Origin of the sequence: Kribbella sp. NPDC050281 (genome assembly GCF_040655855.1) — a bacterium.
GTDB lineage: Bacteria > Actinomycetota > Actinomycetes > Propionibacteriales > Kribbellaceae > Kribbella.
On the sequence record NZ_JBFAKS010000001.1, the window covers coordinates 115,770 to 135,211 of the forward strand.

Below are 19,442 nucleotides of genomic sequence, written 5' to 3' on the forward strand. Positions count from 1 at the left end.
GCGGGCCGGTGGGTCACGACCGCAGCGGGCGACGCGCCAACTTGGCCAGGCCTGCGGTGTCGACGCCGATCAGCTTGTCGACTTCCGCCTGATCGACAGCACCACACTCCATCCCGCGCAGAACGAAGCCTGCGAGAGCCGCGGCCGTCGCCGGCTCATCCAGGTAGCCCGAGTCGCCTTGACCCAGGTACGCCCGCAGGCGAGCCGCCGCGGTCTCCAGCCCGTCGCGGTAGAAGAGATAGTTCGCGACGAACCGCGTCGGCAGCTGGGCGGGATGCATGTCCCAGCCCTGGTAGATCCCGCGACCGAGCGAACGTCGTACCAGCCGCAGGTGGAGTCGCCAGGCCGCGTGGACCGCGTCAGCCGAGCCGACCGGCAGAACATTTGTCGAACCGTCGGACACGAAGACACCCGTCCCGGCCGCGGCCAGCTGCATGACGTCCTTGGCGTGGTCGGCGACCGGATGCTCCATGCTCTGGTACGCCGCGGCAACCCCCAAGGAGGCCGAGTAGTCGTACGTGCCGTAGTGAAGGCCGATCACGCGGCCCGCACCCGCCTTGATCATCCGGGCCACCAGCGCGGTGCCGTCGGAACCGAGGATCGACTGCGGCGTCTCGACCTGGATCTCGAACTTCAACGATCCGGCCGGTACTCCGTGCTCGGCTTCGACCGAGTCGAGCACGAGCATCATCGCCTCGACCTGCTCGACCGAGGTCACCTTCGGCAGCGTGATCACGAAGCCCTCGGTCAGCGCGCCGCCCAGTTCACGGACGAAGAGGTCCAGCGTCCGCACACCACGTCGCCGGCTCGGCGCCTCCAGCGATTTGATCCGCAGCCCGTGGTACGGCGGGGCGACACCGGCGGTCACTGTCTCCGCGAGGGATTGGGCCGCGGCCACAGCGGCCGCGTCCTCCTGGTCGTCCGGCCTGGTCCCGTAGCCGTCCTCGAAGTCGATCCGAAGATCCTCGATCGGCTCCCGCTCGAGCTTGGCCCGAACCAGTTCGTACAGCTCGTCCGTGAGCGCCGGCCCAGGGTCGCCCGTCGGGACAGGCAACATGCCGAGCGCCTCGGCCAGTTGCGCTGCGGAGGCGCCGTACTCGCCGAGCGCGGCGCGGGCCTCGGCTCCCCAGTCGGCCACCGTGCGGGCGTCGTACCGATCGGCCGGGACGTAGACGGTGTGCACGGGCTGGCGGATACCGCGGTCGCCCGGGTAGTCCGCGGCGAGCGCCGCGTCGGCCTCCGCCAGGCGCCGATCCAGCTCGCCGACCAGGTCATCCAGGCTCATCTCCGCCTCCAAGACTGTCTTTTCCGTATTGCGGAGACTAATATCTACTGTGCGGAAGACGCAATGGCACTGGCCTTCCGAGATCTGGGGCTAAACTTCCGTGATCCGGAAAGAGAGGCGGGGTCCCGTGGCGGACACGAACGGCGGCAAGGCGCGCACCGGCAGTGTGCAGTCGATCGAGCGCGCCTTCGGCCTGCTCGAAACCATGGCCGACGCGGGCGGGATGATGGGTCTGTCCCAACTGGCCAACGCCTCCGGTCTGCCGCTGCCGACGATCCACCGGCTGGTTCGTACTCTCGTCGACCTCGGCTACCTGCGCCAGGAGCCGTCCCGGCAGTACGTGCTCGGCCCGAAGCTGATCCGGCTCGGCGAGAGTTCGTCCCACATGCTGAGTGTCTGGGCCCGGCCGCATCTGGCCCGGCTGGTCGACGACCTCGGCGAGTCGGCGAACATGGCGATGCTCGACGGCGACCAGATCGTGTACCTCGCGCAGGTCCCGTCCCGGCACTCGATGCGGATGTTCACCGAGGTCGGTCGCCGCGTCCTGCCGCACTGCACCGCGGTCGGCAAGGCGATCCTCGCCCAACTCCCCGAGGCCGAGGTCCGCGAACTGCTGCACCGCACCGGCATGCCCAGGCACACCGACAACACCATCACCGATCCGGACTCGTTCGCAGCCCAACTCCGCAATGCCGAGGAGCACGGGTACGCCACCGACGAGGGCGAGCAAGAACTCGGCGTGCGCTGCGTCGCGGTCGCCGTCCCCGACGCCCCGTCCCGCCTCGCCATGTCGATCTCAGGCCCCGCCGGCCGCATGACCGAAGCACTGGTCGACCGGGCCGTCCCCCTCCTCACCCAAGCCGCCAAGGCCCTCTCTGACGACCTGCGCTAATGCTGGATGAGGCCGCCGGTCGGGACCGGCGGAACGTGCCCGGTGAGCGGTCGGGTCTGTGCAAGAACCAGGCCGACATCGACCAACGATGACCGCTGCAGACCGGCCACGTCCGGGATCGGCGTCCACACAGACTCCGCGATGTCGCCGTCCGGCTCCGGCCGCAATTCGCCGCCGGTGATCCGGACCTCGTAGAAGATGCCGACGTTCTGGTGCTCAATACCCGCGTTCGCCTCGCTCGCGGGAATCACCCGGGAGTCCACGCCCAGCAGGCGCTCCACCACGGCATCGCAGCCGGTCTCCTCCGCGACCTCCCGGATCACCGCATCGAACGGATCCTCCGACTGCTCGACCCGACCGCCGGGAAACGTCCAGTTGCTCGCGCCGGTCAGCGGCGACACGTACCGCGAGACCAGCACGCGCCCGTCCTCGATGCACACGGCGTACGCCGCCAGCCGAAAAGTCACCGCCGAACCCTAAGCCGAGGCGCCGGTCACCCGCATGCGAGTTATCAGAGCTGGTACGTGCGCCAGCGCTCCGTCAGCGTGTACCCGAGGGACTCGTTCGCGCGCAGGCTGCCGACGTTCGCAGCAGCGCCGCCGGTGCTGAACCGCGTGATGCCGACGTCGAGGAAGGCGAGGATCGAGGCAGCCTTCACTGCCTGGGCGACACCGCGACGGCGGTGCGTCGACAGCACCGAGGTGAACCTGGTGTCGCCGAAGCCCTCGTGTGAGCGGATGGCCGTCGCACCGACCAAGCGGGAGCCGTCGAAGGCCCCGAACACCCGATACTCCGGCCACAGCGCGCGCACCGTGGCCAGGTCTCCGACCACGCGATGCGTCGCCGGCGTGTACGGGTAGTCGGACTCGTTGGTCTTCTCCAAGGCGTGCAGCAACGCCGCCGACTCCGGACCCAGCTCCCGGATGCTCAGGCCGCCGGCGGTGACTCGTCGTACTGCTGATTCGAGCAGCTCACGGTCCGGGTCGTACAGGCGGACTGCCCAGGACTCGGCGACCACGCGGTAGCCGGCTGCCTCCAGCTCGGCACACCGCGGGTCACCTTCCTGCACAAACTCGTGATCGCCCATTCTGCGATTGTCAGCCCAGCTTGCGCAGCAACGGAAGGACGTCGGTGGTGAACTGGGTCAGGAATCGCTCCTGGTCCTGCCCCGGGCCGTGTACGACGAAGTGGTTGAAGCCGGCGTCGAGGTACGGCTGGAGCTGCTTCACGACCTCGTCAGGGTCGGACGCGACGATCCAGCGCTGCGCGACCTGCTCGATCGGCAACTCGTCGGCGAGCCGCTCCATCTCGGTCGCGCTCGTGACGCTGTGCTTCTGCTCCGGCGTCAGCGACAGCGGGGCCCAGAACCGCGTGTTCTCCAGCGCCTGCGCCGGGTCGCGGTCGTAGGACACCTTGACCTCGAGCATCCGGTCGATGTCGTCGAACGTCTTGCCGGCCTTCTCCGCGCCTTCCTTCACCGCCGGGATCAGCTTCTCGGTGTAGAGGTCCATGCCCTTGCCGGAGGTCGCGATGAACCCGTCTCCCGCGCGACCGGCGTACCTGGCGACCAGCGGTCCACCGGCGGCGACGTACACCTTGAGCGGCGTCTCGGGCCGGTCGTAGATGAACGCGTCGACGGTCTTGTAGTACGGGCCTTCGGAGCTGACGCCGTCCTTCGTCCACAGGTCGCGGATCAGCTGCACCGACTCCCGCAGCCGGGCGAACCGCTCCTTGAACTCGGGCCACTCCATGCCCGACACGGCGATCTCGTTCAGCGCCTCGCCGGTGCCGACGCCGAGCATCACGCGGCCCGGGTACAGCTCGCCCAGCGTGGCGAACGCCTGCGCGATCACCGCCGGGTTGTACCGGAAGGTCGGCGTCAGCACCGACGTACCGAGCAGCACCCGGTTCGTCCGCTCGCCGACCGCCGCCAGCCAGGCCAGCGCGAAGGGAGCGTGACCACCCTCGTGCCGCCACGGCAGGAAGTGGTCCGACACCGTCACGCTGTCGAGCCCGAGCTCCTCCGCCCGGACCGAGTACTCCACCAGCTCCCGCGGCCCGAACTGTTCCGCCGACGCCTTGTACCCGACTCGAATGCTCACCCTTAGCTCCCAAACGTCGCCTACGTCGTACTCCGATGACAACCGCGTGCGAGTCCGACTTTATGCCGATGGTGTTTGACCACCGCCAGTCGGTCAGCAAGGATGTGGTCCCGGCGCGGCCCGCGCCTCACCTTCGTCGACCGGCCCCAGCCTGGTCACATGAGAAGGCAAAGGGACTTCCTGTCTCGGGCCGCTCGTCCTGGTCAGCCGCCTCGGACGGGATCGCTGGGGGATCGCGTGCGAGTGCGTGGAAGGCCAGATGACAGCGCACAGGAACTTCAAGCTGCGGGTCCGAGCCCGCGCCGCCAAAACTGGCGAGTCCTACACGGCTGCCCTCCGGCACTTCCGTCCTACTCCGTCAGGAGACGAGATGCCGGACAACACCCTACGAATTGCCGTCGCCCAGTCGACGGTGCACGAAGACCCGACGAACGCCGCCCTGCTGCGCGAAAGCGGCGCGGAGATCCGCGGCCTGATGAAGCAGGCAGCCGAGGCGGGTGCCCGCCTGGTGCACTTCACCGAAGGCGCGCTGTGCTTCCCGAGCAAGCGCGTGATGTCCGAGCTCGGCCCGGACGAGATCGGTCCCAGCGACTGGAGCAAGGCCGAGTGGACCGTGCTGCAGGAGGAACTGGACCGCATCACCGCGCTCTCGGGTGAGCTGGGGATCTGGACCGTGATCCCCTCGGTGCACCAACTGCCCGCTCCGACCCGACCGCACAACAGCATGTACGTCGTCTCCGACCAGGGCACAGTGGTCGCTCGGTACGACGAACGCATGTTGTCGGCCACCAAGCTCACCTGGATGTACACCCCGGGCACAGAACCGGTGACCTTCGAGGTCGACGGCTACCGGTTCGGCCTCTCGCTCGGGCTCGACGTCCTGTTCCCGGAGGTGTTCACGGAGTACGACCGGCTCGGCGTCGACGCCGTACTGGTGTCGTATTCGACCACTGGCTCCTCGGGGAACGAGGTCGTGCCGACTCACGCCCGCGGGTACGCCGTGATGAACACGTGCTGGGTGAGCCTGGCCGTGCCGGCCAATCCGGCAGCAGGTGTGATGTCTGGCGTGATCGACCCGCAGGGCGAGCTGGTGGCTGAGGCGGACGGTGCCGCAGGCATCGCGGTCACTGAGCTGCACCGCCACGACGCGGTGCAGGTCGGCCGGGAGTTCCGGCGCCGGACCCGGGAGCGCGTCGGCTCCTGAGGCCTCACACGTCCGGGTGCGGATCCGTTCCATAGGCATGAACAGGCACGCGATTGTCAGCACCCGGATCGGGGTCCTCACCCTGGTCGCCTCGGACAACGCCCTGGCCGGCGTCTACTTCCCGCACCACTGGGTGAAGCCGACGCCGGAGACCCTCGGTGAGCAGGTCGAAGCCACCGACCCGCTGCTGTCCGAGGCGGCCCGCCAACTCGACGAGTACCTCGCCGGGGAGCGGACCAGCTTCGACGTCCCGACCGTCCTGCGCGGCGACGAGTTCCAGCGCCGCGTCTGGTCGATCCTCGAGGAGATCCCGTACGGCACGACCTCGTCGTACGGCGAGATCGCGGAACGGCTCGGGGATCGCACACTGGCCCAGCAGGTCGGCAAGGCGGTCGGGCAGAACCCACTGTCGATCGTCGTCCCGTGCCACCGCGTGATCGGGAAGAACGGCTCACTGACCGGGTACGCCGGCGGCCTCAAGCGCAAGCAGTTCCTCCTCGACCTGGAAGAGCCGGTCGGCGTCCGGCTCTTCTGATTGGGTGCGTGCAGCTCGACAGGAGGTGTCACCGGCGGCAGACATCCGTCACGCTCGTCAGGCCAACTCGGTCGACGTAATGACCGGACACCTCCTGTCGAGCTGCACGGGCTCGACCCTCTAGGACAGGTCGCCGACCTGCTCGGCGTACCAGTCGAGCTCGACCAGGTGCTCGGCGATCTGGCGGAGGGTCCAGTTGGCGCCGCGGTCCTTGTCCCACTCGGCCGGGTCGACCGCGGCGTACCGCAGGGTGAACGTCCGCCCGAGCCGACGTAGGCGCTGCTCGGCTTCCTGCACGTCCTCGACGGTGAATGGTGCCAGATCGGCCGCGGAGGTGAGCGCGCTCGCATGCCACTCGTCCGGTTGCGTCGGTACGCCGGCGAGGAGCGCCTCGACCTCGGCCAGGTGGTCGACCAGGTGATCGGCTATCCGGCGGACGGCCTTGTGCGGCGTGAACGTGCGGCCGTCATCAGAGGTGAGCGGTTGCCCGTCCCACGCCGGCCAGGTGGGGACCAACCGGAGCGAGCGTTCGACCGCCTGCTCCACCAGTACTCCGGGGTTCTCAGTCATGCGATCACGCTAAGGCTGTGATCCTTCGGTCCCGGCCGAAGTAATCCCGAGTCGGCGGGACAGACCCTCCGCGTCGAACGGGGCACGAACCTTGGCGTCGTTGTCGAAGTAGGTGTACACGTCCCGGCGGCGGCGCTTCGCCGTGGATTTCCCGATCGTCCTGCCGTCGGCCGGCGTACCGCCCTGGTGCCAGGTGCGGATCTTCCCGGCCCAGCGGTCGAGCGACTCGTCGTCGTACCCGCTGGTGTAGAGCTCATCGGCGCCGTGCAGCCGGACGTACACGAAATCCGCCGTGACGTCGTCGAGCATCGGCCACTTGCCGGCCGTGTCCGCGCAGACCAGCGCGACGCCGTGCTCGCGCAGCAGGTCGATGAAGCCGGGGGTCTCGAAGCTTGCGTGCCGGACTTCGATCGCGTGCCGGAGCGGGAGGTCGACGGCACTCTCCAGCAGCGCCCGGCCTTCCATCCGCTCGTCGTGGCCCTTGGCAACTTCGGCCGCCTCCGCCGTGGTCCGCGGCAACGATGCGAAGAACCTCGCGCACCGCTCCTCGTCGTACCCGAGAGTCGGCGGGAGTTGCCACAGCACCGGACCGAGTTTGTTGCCGAGCGCAAGGACTCCGGAGGCGAAGAAGTTGGCCAGCGGCGCGTCCACGTCGGCCAGCTTCTTCAGGTGCGTGACGAACCGCGGCCCCTTCAGGGTGAACACGAAATCGTCGGGCGTCTCGTCGTACCACTTCTGGTACGACGATGGCCGCTGCAGCGAGTAGAACGAGCCGTTCAGCTCGATCGAGTTCAGCCGCCGCGAGACGTACTCCAACTCGGCCCGCTGCGGCAGTCCCTCCGGGTAGTACACCTTCCGCCACGGCGGATACCGCCAGCCGGAGATGCCGACCCGATACGCACTCATGCGCCGATTATCCAGTGCCGCGACCAGGGGTCGGTGTGATGAGGTGTGCGGATGCAGGTTGATCGGGGCACGTACGCCGAAGCACGGACGCCGTGGGACGACCCAGAGTGGCGTGCCTCGGCGTTCGCGTGGGTGGAAGCGCACGTTGCGGCCTTGGGCTGGCAGGAGCGGGGGCCGCGGTGGGTGCGGGTCCGGCCGTGGTCTGTGATCGTGCGGTTCGAGGTGGGGCGGCGACTGTGGTTCAAGGCGAATCCGCCCGCGAGCCGCTTCGAGTCCGGACTGACCGAGGCTCTGGCCCGGTGGGCGCCCGGGCACGTCCTCACGCCGTACGCAGTGGACTCGACGCGGGGCTGGTCACTGCTTCCGGATGGCGGTTCCATCCTCCGCCAGTACCCAGGCGACGAACGAACGTGGGAGCAGGTCGTCGGTCAGTACGCCGAGTTCCAGCGGACCCTGGTCCCGCATGCCGACGAGCTCGTGGCCCTTGGGGTGCCCGATGCACGGCTCGCCATCCTGCCGACGATCTTCGACAAGACCGTGACCGCGAACCAGTCGCTGCAGCCCGCCGACCGCAAGGTCCTGGACGAGCTGCGGCCCCGGCTGCTCGACTGGTGCGACGAGCTCGCCGCGATCGGTATCACCGACTCGCTCGACCACGCCGACCTGCACGACGGCCAGATCTTCGCGCCGGTCGACGGACGCTTCATCTTCTTCGACTGGGGTGACGCTGCCGTCTCGCATCCGTTCTGCAGCCAGCTCGTCACGGCGCGGCACGCCGCCGGCAGCTACGGCGACGACATCATCCCGAGGCTGCGGGACGCCTACCTCGAGCCCTGGACCGCCGACGGCCACACCCTGCCCGAACTCCGTCGTGCCGCCAGCCTGGCCTGGCGTCTCGGATCCATCGGCCGAGCCGTGTCGTGGGGCCGCCTCTTTCCAGGGGCGTTCGACGGACCTTTCCTCGACGGCGACCAGGCCGAGTGGCTGCTGAAGCTGGCGGACCAGCCGCCGTTCTAAGTCCTGTGGTACGAAGGGCTGCATGTCTGTCACCGACAGCTTGACGCCTGCGGATCCGGTCAACGCGCTGCTCGACGGCGGGCTGCGGATGTTGATCACGTCCATGGTCGACAACGCCGGGATCACCCGGGCCAAGACGGTGCCGGCGGCTCGCGTGCGTGCCGCGGTGCGCGACGGGATCGGGCTGTCGCCGGTGTTCGCGCTGATGTGCACCGACGACGCGATCACCACGTCGCCGCTGGTCAACGGGCCGGTCGGCGACAACCGGCTGATGCCGGACCTCCGTTCGGTCGCGCCGCTCGGCCCGGACCGTCGTGTCTACTGGGCTCCGGCCGATCAGCTGTCCCAGGACCACGAGCCGGTGGACATCTGCCAGCGCTCTGCACTGCGGAGGCAGGAGGAGCGGGCGGTCGCGGCCGGGCTCGATGTGAAGCTCGGGTTCGAGCTGGAGTTCACCGTGTTCAGTGGTGACGCCGATGATCCGAACGTCGCGACGATCGGGCCGGCGTACGGCGTACTCGCCGCGCTGAAGATCGAGGATTTCGCGGTCGAGTTGCTCGAGGCGCTGGACGCGGCCGGAGTGCCGGCGGAGCAGTTGCATCCGGAGTACGCGCAAGGTCAGGTCGAGGTGGCGCTTCCGCCGGCGTCGCCGTTGGCTGCGGCCGACCAGTCGCAGCTCGCCCGGCTCGTGGTCCATCGGGTGGCGAGGGCGCATGGGTTGCTGGTGTCGTTCGCGCCGATCACGGTGGCCGGGTTCGTGGGGAACGGGGCGCACATCCACTTCTCGGCTTCGCTGGCCGGCCGGCCGTTCGGGGATGAGGGCGGTCCGTCTGAGCATGGGCGGCAGTTGATGGCCGGCGTACTGGGTGAGCTCGACGGGTTGACCGGCGTACTCGCGCCGAGCGTGGTCAGCGCGGACCGGCGGGTGCCGGGGAACTGGGCGGGTGCTTTTGCTTGCTGGGGGCCCGAGAATCGGGAAGCGGCGCTGCGGTACGTGCCGGGCAGCGTGACCAGCCGCCCGGGGTCCGCGAACTTCGAGATCAAGATCGGCGACCCGTCGGGCAACGCCTACCTGTCGGCCGCGTCCGTACTGGCTGCCGCCTTGAACGGGCTCGAGCAGAAGGCGGTGCTGCCGGACGGCTTGGACCGCGACCCGGTGACGTACGCGGAGGCGGAGCGACCGCCTCGGTTGCCGCTCACGTTAGAGGACGCGCTGACGGCGCTCGAGCGGTCGGAGGTCATTCGCGCTGCTCTGGGGGATGCGATTGTCGAGCCGTTCCTCGCCGTACGGCGTCATGACGCGAAATCGCTGGGTGAGCTGTCACTGGAGGCGCGGGTCCGCGCGCTGCGGTGGCGCTACTGACGCCTGGATCACATACGGTGATCCTCATGGCGTTGGCTGTGAAGGGGAGCAAGGGCGAGTCGTTCCTTGCGGTGGTCGTGGGTGGCGGAGCGGCGTTCGGGCTGGTCGTGATCACGTCGCGCGCGTGGAAGGCGTGCAACGTCGACGTCGCCGGCAGCGTCCCCAACGGCCTCACCCTGCTATTCCTCGGCCTCCCGCTCGCCCTGATCGTGAACCTCGTCCTGTTCACCATCGTCTTCCGCTACGCCGGCAAGGCGTTCCTCTTCTCACTGATCGCCGCCGCCATCGCCATCACCATCGCCGATCTGGCCCTGTTCTCCTGGCAAGGCACCCCCGCCACCGCCCCCGGCACCTGCCCCGGCAACGTCCCACCCTGGTGGCCCACCTGGATCCCGAGCTGACCAACGCCTGGCTCGGATCTGCGGCGTGGGACAGGGACCTGAGGTACTGCGGGTTGCAGAATGAGAGCTGTGAGTAGCCGGACCGACAGGGTGTCGCGGTGGCGGCAAGGCCTCATCGCGGCGGTGATCCTTGCCTCGCTGGTCATCCAACTCGTGCTGAGCGCGTCGTCCGGCTGGACTCGTTGCTCGGGATCGTGATCACCGGTCTGGTGTTCGCGATCGTGCTGGCGCCGAAAATCCACCTGACCGGAGCTGCGCTGGTTGCGACCATCGGGTTCCACTACATCTCGCCGTGGGCGACGCTGGCGGCGTGGCTCGTGCTCGGCCCGCGACCCCGGATGACCTGGCGCACCATCCCGCCCGCCTTCATCTGGCCGATCGCCTGGCTCGTCTACATCTTCGTCCAGGGCGCCTTCACCGACTGGTACCCCTACCCCTTCCTCGATGTCACCGACCTCGGCCTCGCCACGGCCTTCCGCAACGCCCTCCTGGTCGTTGTCCTGGGCATCCTCCTGTCGCTCGGCCTCAAGACCCTCGACACGAAGCTGCCGACGGTCGGACGCGCGCGCAGGGAGCAGATCCCGCAAAACTAAGCGTCCGCAGCGGAGCAGAGCCCGGCGAACCCTTCAGAAGGCCAAGGTAGAACGGATTTCGGCGGTGGTGGTTGGGCCGCCGAAGGAGTCGGCTGCCTCGTCGGTCGCATGGATGCGGTCGAGGAGTGGACCGACGTGGGTGACCACGAGGTGCTTGGTGTTGGTGCGGTGGGCCAGGTCGCCGGCTTGGGACGGGGTGTGGTGGACCGCCGTGGGATAGGGGTCGTTGGCTTCGCAGAGGAGGAGGTCGGCGTTGAGGGCCGTGGCGTCCAGGGCTGGGCAAGGCGCGCAGTCGCCGGAGTAGACGAACGTGTGCCCGGACGACTCGGCGCGGAGGGCGTAAGCCTCGCAGCCGTGCTCAACGGCCCGGCTGGTCAGCTGCAGATCGCGGAGCTGCACCTGGTGACCGTCCGACAAGGGACGGAGGTCCAGTACGTCGCTGAACACGCCGGGATCCGGCTGCGCGAAGAACCCGGCCAGCCGAGCACCCAACTCCGCCGGCGCATACACGGGCAACGGCGGCCGCGCGGGGAGTTCGCCGTACGCCAAGGCGTAGTACGCGTTGAGCAGGTCGCCGATGTGGTCGAGGTGCAGGTGCGACAGCCAGACAGCATCCAATGCAGCGAGCGTCGTATGACGCAGGAGCTCGGCGAGTGAACCAGGACCCGCGTCCACCCACACCTGAGCGCCGCCGGCCCGGAGAAGGTAGCCGGAACACGGGCGGTCCGGCTGCGGATACGGCGCGGCGGTGCCGAGGATTGTGAGCGTGGTCAGAGCTTCGCGCCGATCAGCTGGAAGATGTCGTCGAGCGCGCCCGGCAGGTCATCGTGCCCGAAGTCCGGGTACAGCCGGACGTCCTTGGCCGACGTGATCTTGTTGTACGCCGCGAACTGCGTCGACGGCGGACACACCTGATCCTCGAGCCCGACGAACAACGTCACCTCGGCCCGGATCCGCGGCGCCAGATTCTGTACGTCGATGTAGCCGAGAGTCGTGAACACCTCGTCCTGGCGCAGATGCCGCGGATCCCGCTTCCGGAACCAGGTGGTGATCTCGTCGTACGGATTCGTCTCCAGGTTGAGATCCCAGGCCCGCTGGTAGTCGCACAGGAACGGGAACACGCTCGCGACGTACTTGATCCCCGGCGTCAGTGCGGCGGCCACGAGACTGAGTCCGCCACCCTGGCTCCAACCGGTCGTCGCCATCCGCGTCTCGTCCACCTCGGGCAGACCGGCGATGATGTCCGCGAGCCGCCGGGCGTCCAGGAACACATGCTTGTACAGCAGCCCGTCCGGCCCGTCGTCGAGACCGTGCACCAGGTGGTTGTGCAACGAGAAGCTGTTCGCCGCCTGCGACTCGGTCCGGTAACCCACCTGCTCACGCACATCCAGCGCGGCGACAGTGAACCCGCGCGCGGCGTACGGCAGGAGGTCGACCCAGCTCGGCTGCTCACCGCCGTACCCGTGGAAGATCAGCACGGCCGGGCCGGTGGGTTCGGCCGGGCGAACCACCTTCGCGTGCACCCGGTAGCCGCCGGTGCCGGTGAAGTACAGGTGCTGCGCTGTCGCCGTGGTCAGCGGGAAGTCGGTCGCGTCGGCGAACTCGGTGTCCGGGTCGACCGCGCCCAGTTCGAGCAGTGCCTTGTCCCAGAACTGGTCGAAGTCCTCCGGCCGGGGATTCGTGCCCTGGTAGGCGATCAGTTCGTCGTACGACAGCTCGAAGGACAGCACGGGCACTCCTCAGGGTCAGGGTCGCTTCATTCTGCGCGATCGTCGTCGTCCGGCGCAGTCCCGTCCCAGATCGTGTACCCGTGCGCGGCGTTCAGCCGGTCCCGCAGCGTGGTCTCCAGTTGCGCGGCCCGACCGGGACGCAGCCAGCCGACCGGCAGCAGGACGGTGTGGTCCGGCTGCTTGGTACGCAGGACGATCGCCTCGCCGTGAGTGGTCTCGACCCGGCCGACCTGGGTGATGTCGGTCCACGTCGTCCGGACGCCGCGGACCTCGATGTCGCGGTCGCGCACCTTCGCGACCACCGGCGGCCAGACCAGGATCCACAGACCACCGAGCACCACCAGCCCGCCCAGGGTGAGGAACACCGACACCACCACGTCCGGCAGGCCGAAGGCCCACACGATCGCGGCAACACCGAGAATGATCAGCCCGGCGGCCAGGATCCCGAGGAACCGTCCCGCCCGCATCCGGTACGTCGTACGCATCGCACCAGGATCTCATCCGGGACCGAGCCGCACAGTCACCCCCAGTGAGTCGTCTGTTGTGCGGTCGATCCTTCCCGCCGAAAGGGCGAGTCAGAACCTGTTGGCCGGATGCTGCCGTCAGTTCCCCGACTGGGAGGGGTTGTAGGCGCAGGCGTCGTTCAGGTTCTCGGTCGCGCCCGGCGTCACGGCGGGGTTCGGGGTCTTCTTGGTCGATCCGCTGGTCGGCTTCTTCGTCGGTTTGTTCGACGGAGTGGAGGCGACCGGCTTGGTCTTCGGCTCGATCGCCTTCGCGACGATCTCCTGCATCGCCTCGTACTTCGGGTCCTGGCCGGACGGGAAGTTCTTGCTCTTGTCCAGGTCGACGTTGGAGACGTTCGCGTTCTTCACCTTGAGCCCGAGCTCGATGAAGGCCGGCAGGATCTCCTGCGGGATGTCGGTGCGCAGCAGTTGCTTGCCGGCCTGGGCGATCTGCTGGTACTTCGTCACCAGGGTGGCCGGGTTCACGCTGTTCACCAGCGCGTGGATCGTGCAGCGCTGCCGCTCCTGCCGGGACGGATCGCTCAGGCCGTAACGGCCGCGGGCGAACCACAGCGCGTGGTACCCGTCGAGCTCCTGGTTCGCGCCCGGCTCGATGTAGCCGGACGGCTTCTTCGCGTTGTTCGCCCCCGGCCCGTCGCCGTAGTCACCGCCGATCGGCACCCGGTAGTTGACGTTGACGGTGATACCGCCGACCGCGTCGATGATCTGCCGGAAGCCGGCCAGGTTGACCTGCATGTAGTAGTCGATGTCCAGCCCGAGCGCCGCGCCGGCCGCGAGCTTGACCACGTCCGCGCCCTCGTTGTCGGTCTGGCCGAGGACCCCCGGATGCTGCTTCGGGACGTTCTCGTACATCGAGTCCAGGTAGTACTCCGGCTGCTCGGCCGGGCCGTCCGGGTCGTAGTAGCCGTGCGGGTAGAACTTGTGCAGCGGCGAGTCCTCCGGGAACGGCATCCGCATCCAGTTCCGGCTGAGCGAGATCAGCGCGGTGTCACCGGTCTTGGTGTCGATGCTCGCCACCATCACCGTGTCGGTCCGGACCCCGGTCCGCCCGACCCCGTCGTCGGCACCGAGCAGCAGCAGATTCAGCCGCGGGGTCTTCGCCCACGGGTCCTTCTTGTCCACCTTCGGCCGGGTCGCGCTCTTGGAGTTGCCCTCGGACTGGAACACGCTGCCGACCAGGTCACGCTGCGCCATCACGGTCTGCGCCGCGACGCTCGTCGGTACGGCGATCGCGAAGCAGAGCAACCCGACGAACAGCGAACCGGCCAGCCGCCCGGTGTAGGTCATGCTGACCGGGCGGATCAGTTTGTGCGAGGCGACCACGACCCAGATCCAGCCGACGCCCAGGACGACGACCGCGGCCGTCGCGATCAGCAACTGCCGCGGCGACACCGCGAACGCCAGGATCGAGTCACGCCGGGTCAGCCCGACGTACGCGGCGATCACGAGCAGGCCGATGCTGATCGTCAGCACGAACGCGCCGAGCTTCTTCCGGCCGCCCATCACCAGCCCGGAGCCGGGGATCAGCGCGCTGACCAAGGTGAGACCGATCGCCTTCGACGCCGTGCGGGCCCGATGCGAACGCTGCCGGGACCGGTTGGCTCTGGGCGCGGACCTCCGTCCGGCTGCGCGAGTGCTCCGCGACATGGCTCCGTTCCCTGATCGACGACGTGGCGACTGTCCACAGGCCGCGTGTGCAGCGGCCCACGGTACTTCAGACGCTCACATCAGCAATTCGGTTGACGTGATGCTGGCGACCCCCGTCGACGCACGCCAGATTACACAGACCCCGGCGCACTCTCCCAAGTGCCGTCCCCGACACGGACAGTGTTCGCCGGAACGACGAAGGCCGCCAGGAGTCCTGGCGGCCTTCGGGGGTACTGCGGAGGCGGCGGGATTTGAACCCGCGAGAGGGGATTACCCTCAACCCGCTTAGCAGGCGGGCGCCATCGACCGGACTAGGCGACGCCTCCTCCGACGGTCCCGCAGGGGACTCGACGACGGCCAAGACTATCCGGTGGACCCTCCCGGCGGCAAAGCGGCCTCAGCTGTTCATCAGCCGGCGGGCTTCGGCGATGCGTTGGACTGTCTTCGGGGTCATCGGTTCGGGGGAGACGATCAGGTGGTCGACGCCGAGTTTCTGGTACGCCGCGAGGGCCTCGGCGAGCTCGGGGATCGAGCCGCTGAAGGCGTTCTGATCCGGGTCCGGGACGCTCGGCTGGTCGGGGTCGCGGACGATGAAGCCGACGGTCGGTGCGACGGAGCCCGCCTGCTTGCCTGCGGCCCGGACCGCGTCCTCGAGCGTGCCGAGTCGCTCCGCGACCTTCTCACCGGGGGCGCCGTACCAGGCGGTGTTCCAGGCGTCGGCCCACTCGGCGGTGAGCCGCATCATCCGCGGCCGGTGCCCGGCGACCAGGATCGGGATCCGCCGCGCGGGTGCCGGGTCGAGCACAGCGTCCTTGACGTGGTGGTAGGTCCCGTCGAAGGTGACCGTCTCGCCGCGGATCATCCGGGCCACGATCTCGAGCCACTCCTCGAACCGGCCGACCCGGTGGTCGGTCGGCAGCCCGAACGCCTCGTACTCCGGGTCGTGCCAGCCGGCCCCGACGCCGAGGATCAGCCGCCCACCGGACACCTCGTCCAACGTCGCAGCCATCTTCGCGGTCAGCCCGGGGTCGCGGAACGACGCACACAGCACCATGGTCCCGAGCTCGACCCTGGTGGTGCTCGCCGCGACCGCACTCAGCAGCGTCCAGGCCTCGTGCATCCCGTACATCCGGCCGTCCGGGTCGCGGTAGAAGAAGTGATCCGCCAGCCAGACCGAATCCAGCCCGTTCTGATCAGCCGCCTCGGCCACCGCCCGCACATCCCGCCACCCCGGCATCCCCCCGTCAGGCCCGTCCTCGCCACCCAACGGAAGCATCACACCGATCTTCATGCACTCAACTCCAAGGTCCGACGCCGCTGATGCGGTCGACAGTGATGTGGGTGACGTACCCCGGCGGCACGTCGTCACCGGGCCGGAACTCCGCGTCCGCCCCGATGTACGTCTTCGCCAGCCGGCGCAGTACCTCGACCGCACCGCCCTCGGTGATCCGGGCGGTCCCCTTGATCACCAGGTACTCGGTCAGGCCCATCTCGTTCATCCGGCCGGTCTCGACCGACAGCACCACCCGGCCGTCGCGCCGGATGTTCTTCACCTTCTGGTTGTTCGGCACATGCGCGGCGATGATCTCGTCACCGTCCAGCCCGACCCAGATCACCGAGACCTGGGGGCTGCCGTCGGGGTTGATCGTGACCAGGTGCCCGAGGGCGTTGGACTCCAGCACTGTCCGTGCACTGTCCGGGATCTGCATGCGGCCAACGTACGCATATCGCGAGATCATGGCGATATGACGAGGCCGTACGCCGATCGGGCGGCCGCCGGGCGGGCGCTGGCGGCTGAGCTCGGCGAGGTGGCCGGGTCCGTGCTGGTGCTGGGCCTGGCGCGCGGCGGTGTTCCCGTCGCCGCGCCGGTCGCCGAGTCGCTGGGCGCGGAGCTCGACGTACTGATCGTCCGGAAGCTCGGGTTGCCGGGGCAGCCTGAACTGGCGATGGGTGCGGTCGCGGGAGTCGGCGACGAGACCCATACCGTGCGGAACGAGCAAGTACTCCGGGGTGTCAACGAGGGGACGCTGGAGGCGGTCCGCGAACGCGAGATCCGCGAGCTGCGCCGGCGCGAGCAGGCCTACCGCGGTGACCGGCCCCCGGTCGACGTACGCGACCGTGTCGTGATCCTGGTCGACGACGGCCTCGCCACCGGCTCGACGATGCGAGCCGCGGTCGAGGCGGTACGACGGCAGGGTCCGGCCAAGGTGATCGTCGCCGTACCGGTGGGTGGTCCGGACAGCTGCCACCGATTGTCGGCAATCGCCGACGAGGTCGTGTGCGTGTGGATCCCGCGGCTCTACGCCGCCGTCGGGCAGGCGTACCGCGACTTCGCACCGGTCACGGACGACGAAGTACGCCGGGTGCTCGCCGAACGGGCCTGACGACACAGCGCGGCGCCCTGGAGGTGGCCCAGGGCGCCGCGGTGCTGCCGGCCGCCGGCTTCCGACTCGGCGGCCGGTGTCCGGTCAGCCGAGACGTGCCTTCAGGTGGTCGAGCTCGACCTTGAGCGTGGTCGGGACCGTGTCGCCGAGCTTGGCGAACCACTCCTCGATCAGCGGGATCTCGGCCTTCCACTCCTCCGCGTCGACCTTCAGTGCGATGTCCAGCTCGTCCTCGGTGAGCTCGAGACCGCTGACGTCCAGGCCGTCCGCGGTGGGCACCCGGCCGATCGGGGTCTCGACGGCGTCGGCCTGACCCTCGATCCGGTCGATGACCCACTTCAGCACCCGGCTGTTCTCGCCGAAGCCCGGCCACACGAACTTGCCCGCGTCGTCCTTGCGGAACCAGTTCACGTAGAAGATCTTCGGCAACCGCGCCGCGTCGTGCTGCTTGCCGACCGTCAGCCAGTGGTCGAAGTACTTGCCCGCGTCGTACCCGAGGAACGGCAGCATCGCCATCGGGTCGCGCCGGACGACGCCCACCTGACCGACCGCGGCCGCGGTGGTCTCCGACGACAGCGTCGCCCCCATGAAGACGCCGTGCGCCCAGTCCCGAGACTCGGTCACCAGCGGCACCGTGGTGGCGCGGCGGCCGCCGAAGATGATCGCGGAGATCGGTACGCCGTTCGGGTCGTCATACTCGTCGGCGATGATCGGGCACTGCTTGATCGGAGTGCAGAACCGGCTGTTCGGGTGGCTGGACAGCTCACCCGAGTCCGGCGTCCACTCCCGGCCCTTCCAGTCGGTCAGGTGGTTCGGCGGCGTGGGTGAGTAGCCCTCCCACCAGACGTCGCCGTCATCGGTGAGCGCGACGTTGGTGAAGACCGAGTTGCCCTTCTCGATCGTGCGCATCGCGTTCGGGTTGGTCTTCCAGCCGGTACCCGGGGCAACGCCGAACAGCCCGAACTCCGGGTTCACGGCGTACAGGCGGCCGTCCGCGCCGAACCGCATCCAGGCGATGTCGTCGCCGAGCGTCTCGACCTCCCAGCCCTCCAGGGTCGGGTCGAGCATCGCCAGGTTGGTCTTGCCGCACGCGCTCGGGAACGCGGCCGCGACGTAGTGGACCTTCTTCTCCGGCGAGATCAACTTCAGGATCAGCATGTGCTCGGCCAGCCAGCCCTCGTCCCGCGCGATCGCCGAGGCGATGCGGAGCGAGTAGCACTTCTTCCCCAGCAGCGAGTTACCGCCGTACCCGGACCCGTACGACCAGATCGCCCGCTCCTCGGGGAACTGGACGATGTACTTCTCGTCGTTGCACGGCCACGGCACGTCCTTCTGCCCGGCCTCCAGCGGCGCACCGACCGAGTGCAGGCACGGCACGAAGAACGCGTCCTCGCCGAGCTTGGCCAGGACGTCGGCACCGGTGCGGGCCATGATCCGCATCGACGCGACCACGTACGCCGAGTCGGTGATCTCGACCCCGAACATCGGCTTGTCCGCGGTCAACGGGCCCATGCAGAACGGGACGACGTACATCGTCCGGCCGCGCATCGAGCCGCGGTACAGCCCTGTCATCAGGGCCTTCATCTCGGCCGGGTCCATCCAGTTGTTGGTCGGACCGGCGTCTTCCTCGTCGACTGAGCAGATGAACGTCCGCTGCTCGACCCGGGCCACGTCCGAGGGGTCGGTGCGAACCCAGAACGAGTTCGGCTTCTTCTCCTCGTTCAGCCGGACCATGGTCCCGGCCTCGATCAGCTCGCCGGTGAGCTTGCCGTACTCCGCGTCCGAGCCGTCCACCCAGTGGATCCGGTCGGGCTGGGTCAAGGCGGCGACCTCGGCGACCCAGGCCAGCAGGCCGGCGTGGCGGGTCGGTGCATCGGTCAGGTCGTACTGCGTGGCGACGGCTGGGAGGGGGTCCGTGGCTGCTGCGGGGGCGGTGGTCTCGGTATGGGTCGGGCTGGCGGTTGTCGTCATCGGCGGCTCATTCCCTCTCGGCTGTCGGGCCCGGCGGCCGCCCGGCCCCTCGACGCTGAGGGGGGTACGGCGTCGGCCGCCGGGGTCTCCGGCGGTTCGATTCAGCTGGCTGGCGGTGTGATCTCTCGCATACCAGTGTGTCCAGTGGACGTATACCAGTGTGCAAGTGGTACTACGGTACGCGACAGACACAAGGGCTGTGAACCATCAGAAAGTGAACCCGGTCACAAAGTTTTCGCGACAATCGCTTTCCGGTGAACCTTGTGAAAATGAGAACGGCCCGCGCTGGTCGCGCGGGCCGTTGCGGAGATCTTGCGG

Annotated in this window: 21 protein-coding genes and 1 tRNA gene; 8 read left to right on the plus strand and 14 right to left on the minus strand. The window is 68.7% G+C overall.

Features of this window, described 5'->3' with window-relative positions; translation table 11 throughout:
• Nucleotides 1-13: 13 nt before the first annotated feature.
• On the minus strand, nt 14-1,285 hold the full coding sequence (locus tag AB0I34_RS00610; RefSeq protein WP_360437062.1) for an aldolase/citrate lyase family protein: 1,272 nt from the start codon (nt 1,283-1,285) through the stop codon (nt 14-16).
• Nucleotides 1,286-1,412: 127 nt separating this feature from the next.
• On the opposite strand from AB0I34_RS00610, the gene AB0I34_RS00615 reads away from it, so the two are divergent.
• Complete coding sequence (locus AB0I34_RS00615; RefSeq protein WP_360437065.1) at nt 1,413-2,177, plus strand: IclR family transcriptional regulator; 765 nt, start codon at nt 1,413-1,415, stop codon at nt 2,175-2,177.
• On the opposite strand, the gene AB0I34_RS00620 is transcribed toward AB0I34_RS00615, so the two are convergent.
• The 3 genes from AB0I34_RS00620 to fgd are packed head-to-tail and all read right to left on the minus strand — an operon-like array spanning nt 2,174 to nt 4,279.
• A complete protein-coding gene (locus AB0I34_RS00620) occupies nt 2,174-2,644 on the minus strand; it encodes an NUDIX domain-containing protein (protein ID WP_360437068.1) in 471 nt (156 codons plus the stop codon). The two genes, AB0I34_RS00615 and AB0I34_RS00620, sit on opposite strands and share 4 nt — an antisense overlap.
• A 44-nt stretch (nt 2,645-2,688) precedes the next feature.
• Nucleotides 2,689-3,264 carry a hypothetical protein gene (locus AB0I34_RS00625; protein WP_360437071.1) on the minus strand — a complete coding sequence of 192 codons (576 nt, stop codon included), beginning with the start codon at nt 3,262-3,264 and terminating at the stop codon, nt 2,689-2,691.
• A 10-nt stretch (nt 3,265-3,274) separates the two neighbouring features.
• Entirely contained in the window at nt 3,275-4,279 is a 1,005-nt protein-coding gene (fgd, locus tag AB0I34_RS00630; protein WP_360437074.1) for a glucose-6-phosphate dehydrogenase (coenzyme-F420), read from the minus strand.
• A 259-nt stretch (nt 4,280-4,538) separates the two neighbouring features.
• Between fgd and AB0I34_RS00635 the strand changes: the two genes are divergently transcribed.
• Together AB0I34_RS00635 and AB0I34_RS00640 are read left to right on the plus strand one after the other, a co-directional pair.
• Complete coding sequence (locus AB0I34_RS00635; protein WP_360437077.1) at nt 4,539-5,483, plus strand: carbon-nitrogen hydrolase family protein; 945 nt, start codon at nt 4,539-4,541, stop codon at nt 5,481-5,483.
• Between the two features lie 37 nt (nt 5,484-5,520).
• A complete protein-coding gene (locus AB0I34_RS00640; protein WP_360437080.1) occupies nt 5,521-6,018 on the plus strand; it encodes a methylated-DNA--[protein]-cysteine S-methyltransferase in 498 nt (165 codons plus the stop codon).
• A gap of 120 nt (nt 6,019-6,138) precedes the next feature.
• Here AB0I34_RS00640 and AB0I34_RS00645 read toward each other — a convergent pair whose 3' ends face one another.
• Both AB0I34_RS00645 and AB0I34_RS00650 read right to left on the minus strand, forming a co-directional pair.
• Complete coding sequence (locus tag AB0I34_RS00645) at nt 6,139-6,588, minus strand: hypothetical protein (RefSeq protein ID WP_360437083.1); 450 nt, start codon at nt 6,586-6,588, stop codon at nt 6,139-6,141.
• A gap of 9 nt (nt 6,589-6,597) precedes the next feature.
• Nucleotides 6,598-7,494, minus strand: a complete 897-nt coding sequence (locus AB0I34_RS00650) for a DUF72 domain-containing protein (RefSeq protein WP_360437086.1) — start codon at nt 7,492-7,494, stop codon at nt 6,598-6,600.
• Between the two features lie 51 nt (nt 7,495-7,545).
• Between AB0I34_RS00650 and AB0I34_RS00655 the strand changes: the two genes are divergently transcribed.
• The 4 genes from AB0I34_RS00655 to AB0I34_RS00670 all read left to right on the plus strand — a co-directional run bounded on the left by AB0I34_RS00655 (nt 7,546) and on the right by AB0I34_RS00670 (nt 10,868).
• Nucleotides 7,546-8,511 carry a hypothetical protein gene (locus AB0I34_RS00655; RefSeq protein WP_360437089.1) on the plus strand — a complete coding sequence of 322 codons (966 nt, stop codon included), beginning with the start codon at nt 7,546-7,548 and terminating at the stop codon, nt 8,509-8,511.
• A 22-nt stretch (nt 8,512-8,533) separates the two neighbouring features.
• The gene (locus tag AB0I34_RS00660; RefSeq protein ID WP_360437092.1) at nt 8,534-9,874 is read left to right on the plus strand and encodes a glutamine synthetase family protein; all 1,341 of its coding nucleotides are present in this window, start codon (nt 8,534-8,536) and stop codon (nt 9,872-9,874) included.
• Nucleotides 9,875-9,900: 26 nt separating this feature from the next.
• On the plus strand, nt 9,901-10,275 hold the full coding sequence (locus tag AB0I34_RS00665) for a hypothetical protein (protein ID WP_360437094.1): 375 nt from the start codon (nt 9,901-9,903) through the stop codon (nt 10,273-10,275).
• A gap of 98 nt (nt 10,276-10,373) precedes the next feature.
• Nucleotides 10,374-10,868 (plus strand): Pr6Pr family membrane protein, encoded by a 495-nt coding sequence (locus tag AB0I34_RS00670; protein ID WP_360437097.1) that lies wholly within the window; start codon nt 10,374-10,376, stop codon nt 10,866-10,868.
• 33 nt (nt 10,869-10,901) lie between these two features.
• On the opposite strand, the gene AB0I34_RS00675 is transcribed toward AB0I34_RS00670, so the two are convergent.
• The 7 genes from AB0I34_RS00675 to AB0I34_RS00705 all read right to left on the minus strand — a co-directional run bounded on the left by AB0I34_RS00675 (nt 10,902) and on the right by AB0I34_RS00705 (nt 16,478).
• Nucleotides 10,902-11,642 carry an MBL fold metallo-hydrolase gene (locus AB0I34_RS00675; RefSeq protein ID WP_360438116.1) on the minus strand — a complete coding sequence of 247 codons (741 nt, stop codon included), beginning with the start codon at nt 11,640-11,642 and terminating at the stop codon, nt 10,902-10,904.
• Nucleotides 11,639-12,598: an alpha/beta fold hydrolase gene (locus AB0I34_RS00680; RefSeq protein WP_360437100.1), complete on the minus strand. Its 960-nt coding sequence runs from the start codon at nt 12,596-12,598 to the stop codon at nt 11,639-11,641. Before AB0I34_RS00680 ends, AB0I34_RS00675 begins: the two co-directional genes overlap by 4 nt.
• A 26-nt stretch (nt 12,599-12,624) precedes the next feature.
• Nucleotides 12,625-13,083, minus strand: coding sequence for a hypothetical protein (locus AB0I34_RS00685; protein WP_360437102.1), 459 nt, complete (start codon nt 13,081-13,083; stop codon nt 12,625-12,627).
• 117 nt (nt 13,084-13,200) lie between these two features.
• Nucleotides 13,201-14,769 carry an LCP family protein gene (locus tag AB0I34_RS00690; protein ID WP_360437105.1) on the minus strand — a complete coding sequence of 523 codons (1,569 nt, stop codon included), beginning with the start codon at nt 14,767-14,769 and terminating at the stop codon, nt 13,201-13,203.
• A 236-nt stretch (nt 14,770-15,005) separates the two neighbouring features.
• Nucleotides 15,006-15,095 (minus strand) — tRNA-Ser (locus AB0I34_RS00695).
• Between the two features lie 71 nt (nt 15,096-15,166).
• Nucleotides 15,167-16,060, minus strand: a complete 894-nt coding sequence (locus tag AB0I34_RS00700) for an LLM class flavin-dependent oxidoreductase (protein WP_360437108.1) — start codon at nt 16,058-16,060, stop codon at nt 15,167-15,169.
• Nucleotides 16,061-16,064: 4 nt separating this feature from the next.
• On the minus strand, nt 16,065-16,478 hold the full coding sequence (locus AB0I34_RS00705; RefSeq protein ID WP_360437111.1) for a PPOX class F420-dependent oxidoreductase: 414 nt from the start codon (nt 16,476-16,478) through the stop codon (nt 16,065-16,067).
• A 36-nt stretch (nt 16,479-16,514) separates the two neighbouring features.
• Here AB0I34_RS00705 and AB0I34_RS00710 point away from each other — a divergent pair, with 36 nt between their 5' ends.
• Nucleotides 16,515-17,153: a phosphoribosyltransferase family protein gene (locus AB0I34_RS00710; RefSeq protein WP_360437114.1), complete on the plus strand. Its 639-nt coding sequence runs from the start codon at nt 16,515-16,517 to the stop codon at nt 17,151-17,153.
• An 84-nt stretch (nt 17,154-17,237) separates the two neighbouring features.
• Here AB0I34_RS00710 and AB0I34_RS00715 read toward each other — a convergent pair whose 3' ends face one another.
• Complete coding sequence (locus AB0I34_RS00715; protein WP_360437116.1) at nt 17,238-19,124, minus strand: phosphoenolpyruvate carboxykinase (GTP); 1,887 nt, start codon at nt 19,122-19,124, stop codon at nt 17,238-17,240.
• Nucleotides 19,125-19,442 lie beyond the last annotated feature (318 nt).

Excerpts from the sequence above, each read along its gene's own strand:
- AB0I34_RS00610 (WP_360437062.1), bottom strand. The coding sequence starts at position 1,285 with ATGAGCCTGGATGACCTGGTCGGCGAGCTGGATCGGCGCCTGGCGGAG.
- AB0I34_RS00625 (WP_360437071.1), bottom strand. The coding sequence starts at position 3,264 with ATGGGCGATCACGAGTTTGTGCAGGAAGGTGACCCGCGGTGTGCCGAG.
- AB0I34_RS00635 (WP_360437077.1), top strand. The coding sequence starts at position 4,539 with ATGACAGCGCACAGGAACTTCAAGCTGCGGGTCCGAGCCCGCGCCGCC.
- AB0I34_RS00640 (WP_360437080.1), top strand. The coding sequence starts at position 5,521 with ATGAACAGGCACGCGATTGTCAGCACCCGGATCGGGGTCCTCACCCTG.
- AB0I34_RS00645 (WP_360437083.1), bottom strand. The coding sequence starts at position 6,588 with ATGACTGAGAACCCCGGAGTACTGGTGGAGCAGGCGGTCGAACGCTCG.
- AB0I34_RS00650 (WP_360437086.1), bottom strand. The coding sequence starts at position 7,494 with ATGAGTGCGTATCGGGTCGGCATCTCCGGCTGGCGGTATCCGCCGTGG.
- AB0I34_RS00655 (WP_360437089.1), top strand. The coding sequence starts at position 7,546 with ATGCAGGTTGATCGGGGCACGTACGCCGAAGCACGGACGCCGTGGGAC.
- AB0I34_RS00660 (WP_360437092.1), top strand. The coding sequence starts at position 8,534 with ATGTCTGTCACCGACAGCTTGACGCCTGCGGATCCGGTCAACGCGCTG.
- AB0I34_RS00665 (WP_360437094.1), top strand. The coding sequence starts at position 9,901 with ATGGCGTTGGCTGTGAAGGGGAGCAAGGGCGAGTCGTTCCTTGCGGTG.
- AB0I34_RS00685 (WP_360437102.1), bottom strand. The coding sequence starts at position 13,083 with ATGCGTACGACGTACCGGATGCGGGCGGGACGGTTCCTCGGGATCCTG.
- AB0I34_RS00690 (WP_360437105.1), bottom strand. The coding sequence starts at position 14,769 with ATGTCGCGGAGCACTCGCGCAGCCGGACGGAGGTCCGCGCCCAGAGCC.
- AB0I34_RS00700 (WP_360437108.1), bottom strand. The coding sequence starts at position 16,060 with ATGAAGATCGGTGTGATGCTTCCGTTGGGTGGCGAGGACGGGCCTGAC.
- AB0I34_RS00705 (WP_360437111.1), bottom strand. The coding sequence starts at position 16,478 with ATGCAGATCCCGGACAGTGCACGGACAGTGCTGGAGTCCAACGCCCTC.
- AB0I34_RS00710 (WP_360437114.1), top strand. The coding sequence starts at position 16,515 with ATGACGAGGCCGTACGCCGATCGGGCGGCCGCCGGGCGGGCGCTGGCG.
- AB0I34_RS00715 (WP_360437116.1), bottom strand. The coding sequence starts at position 19,124 with ATGACGACAACCGCCAGCCCGACCCATACCGAGACCACCGCCCCCGCA.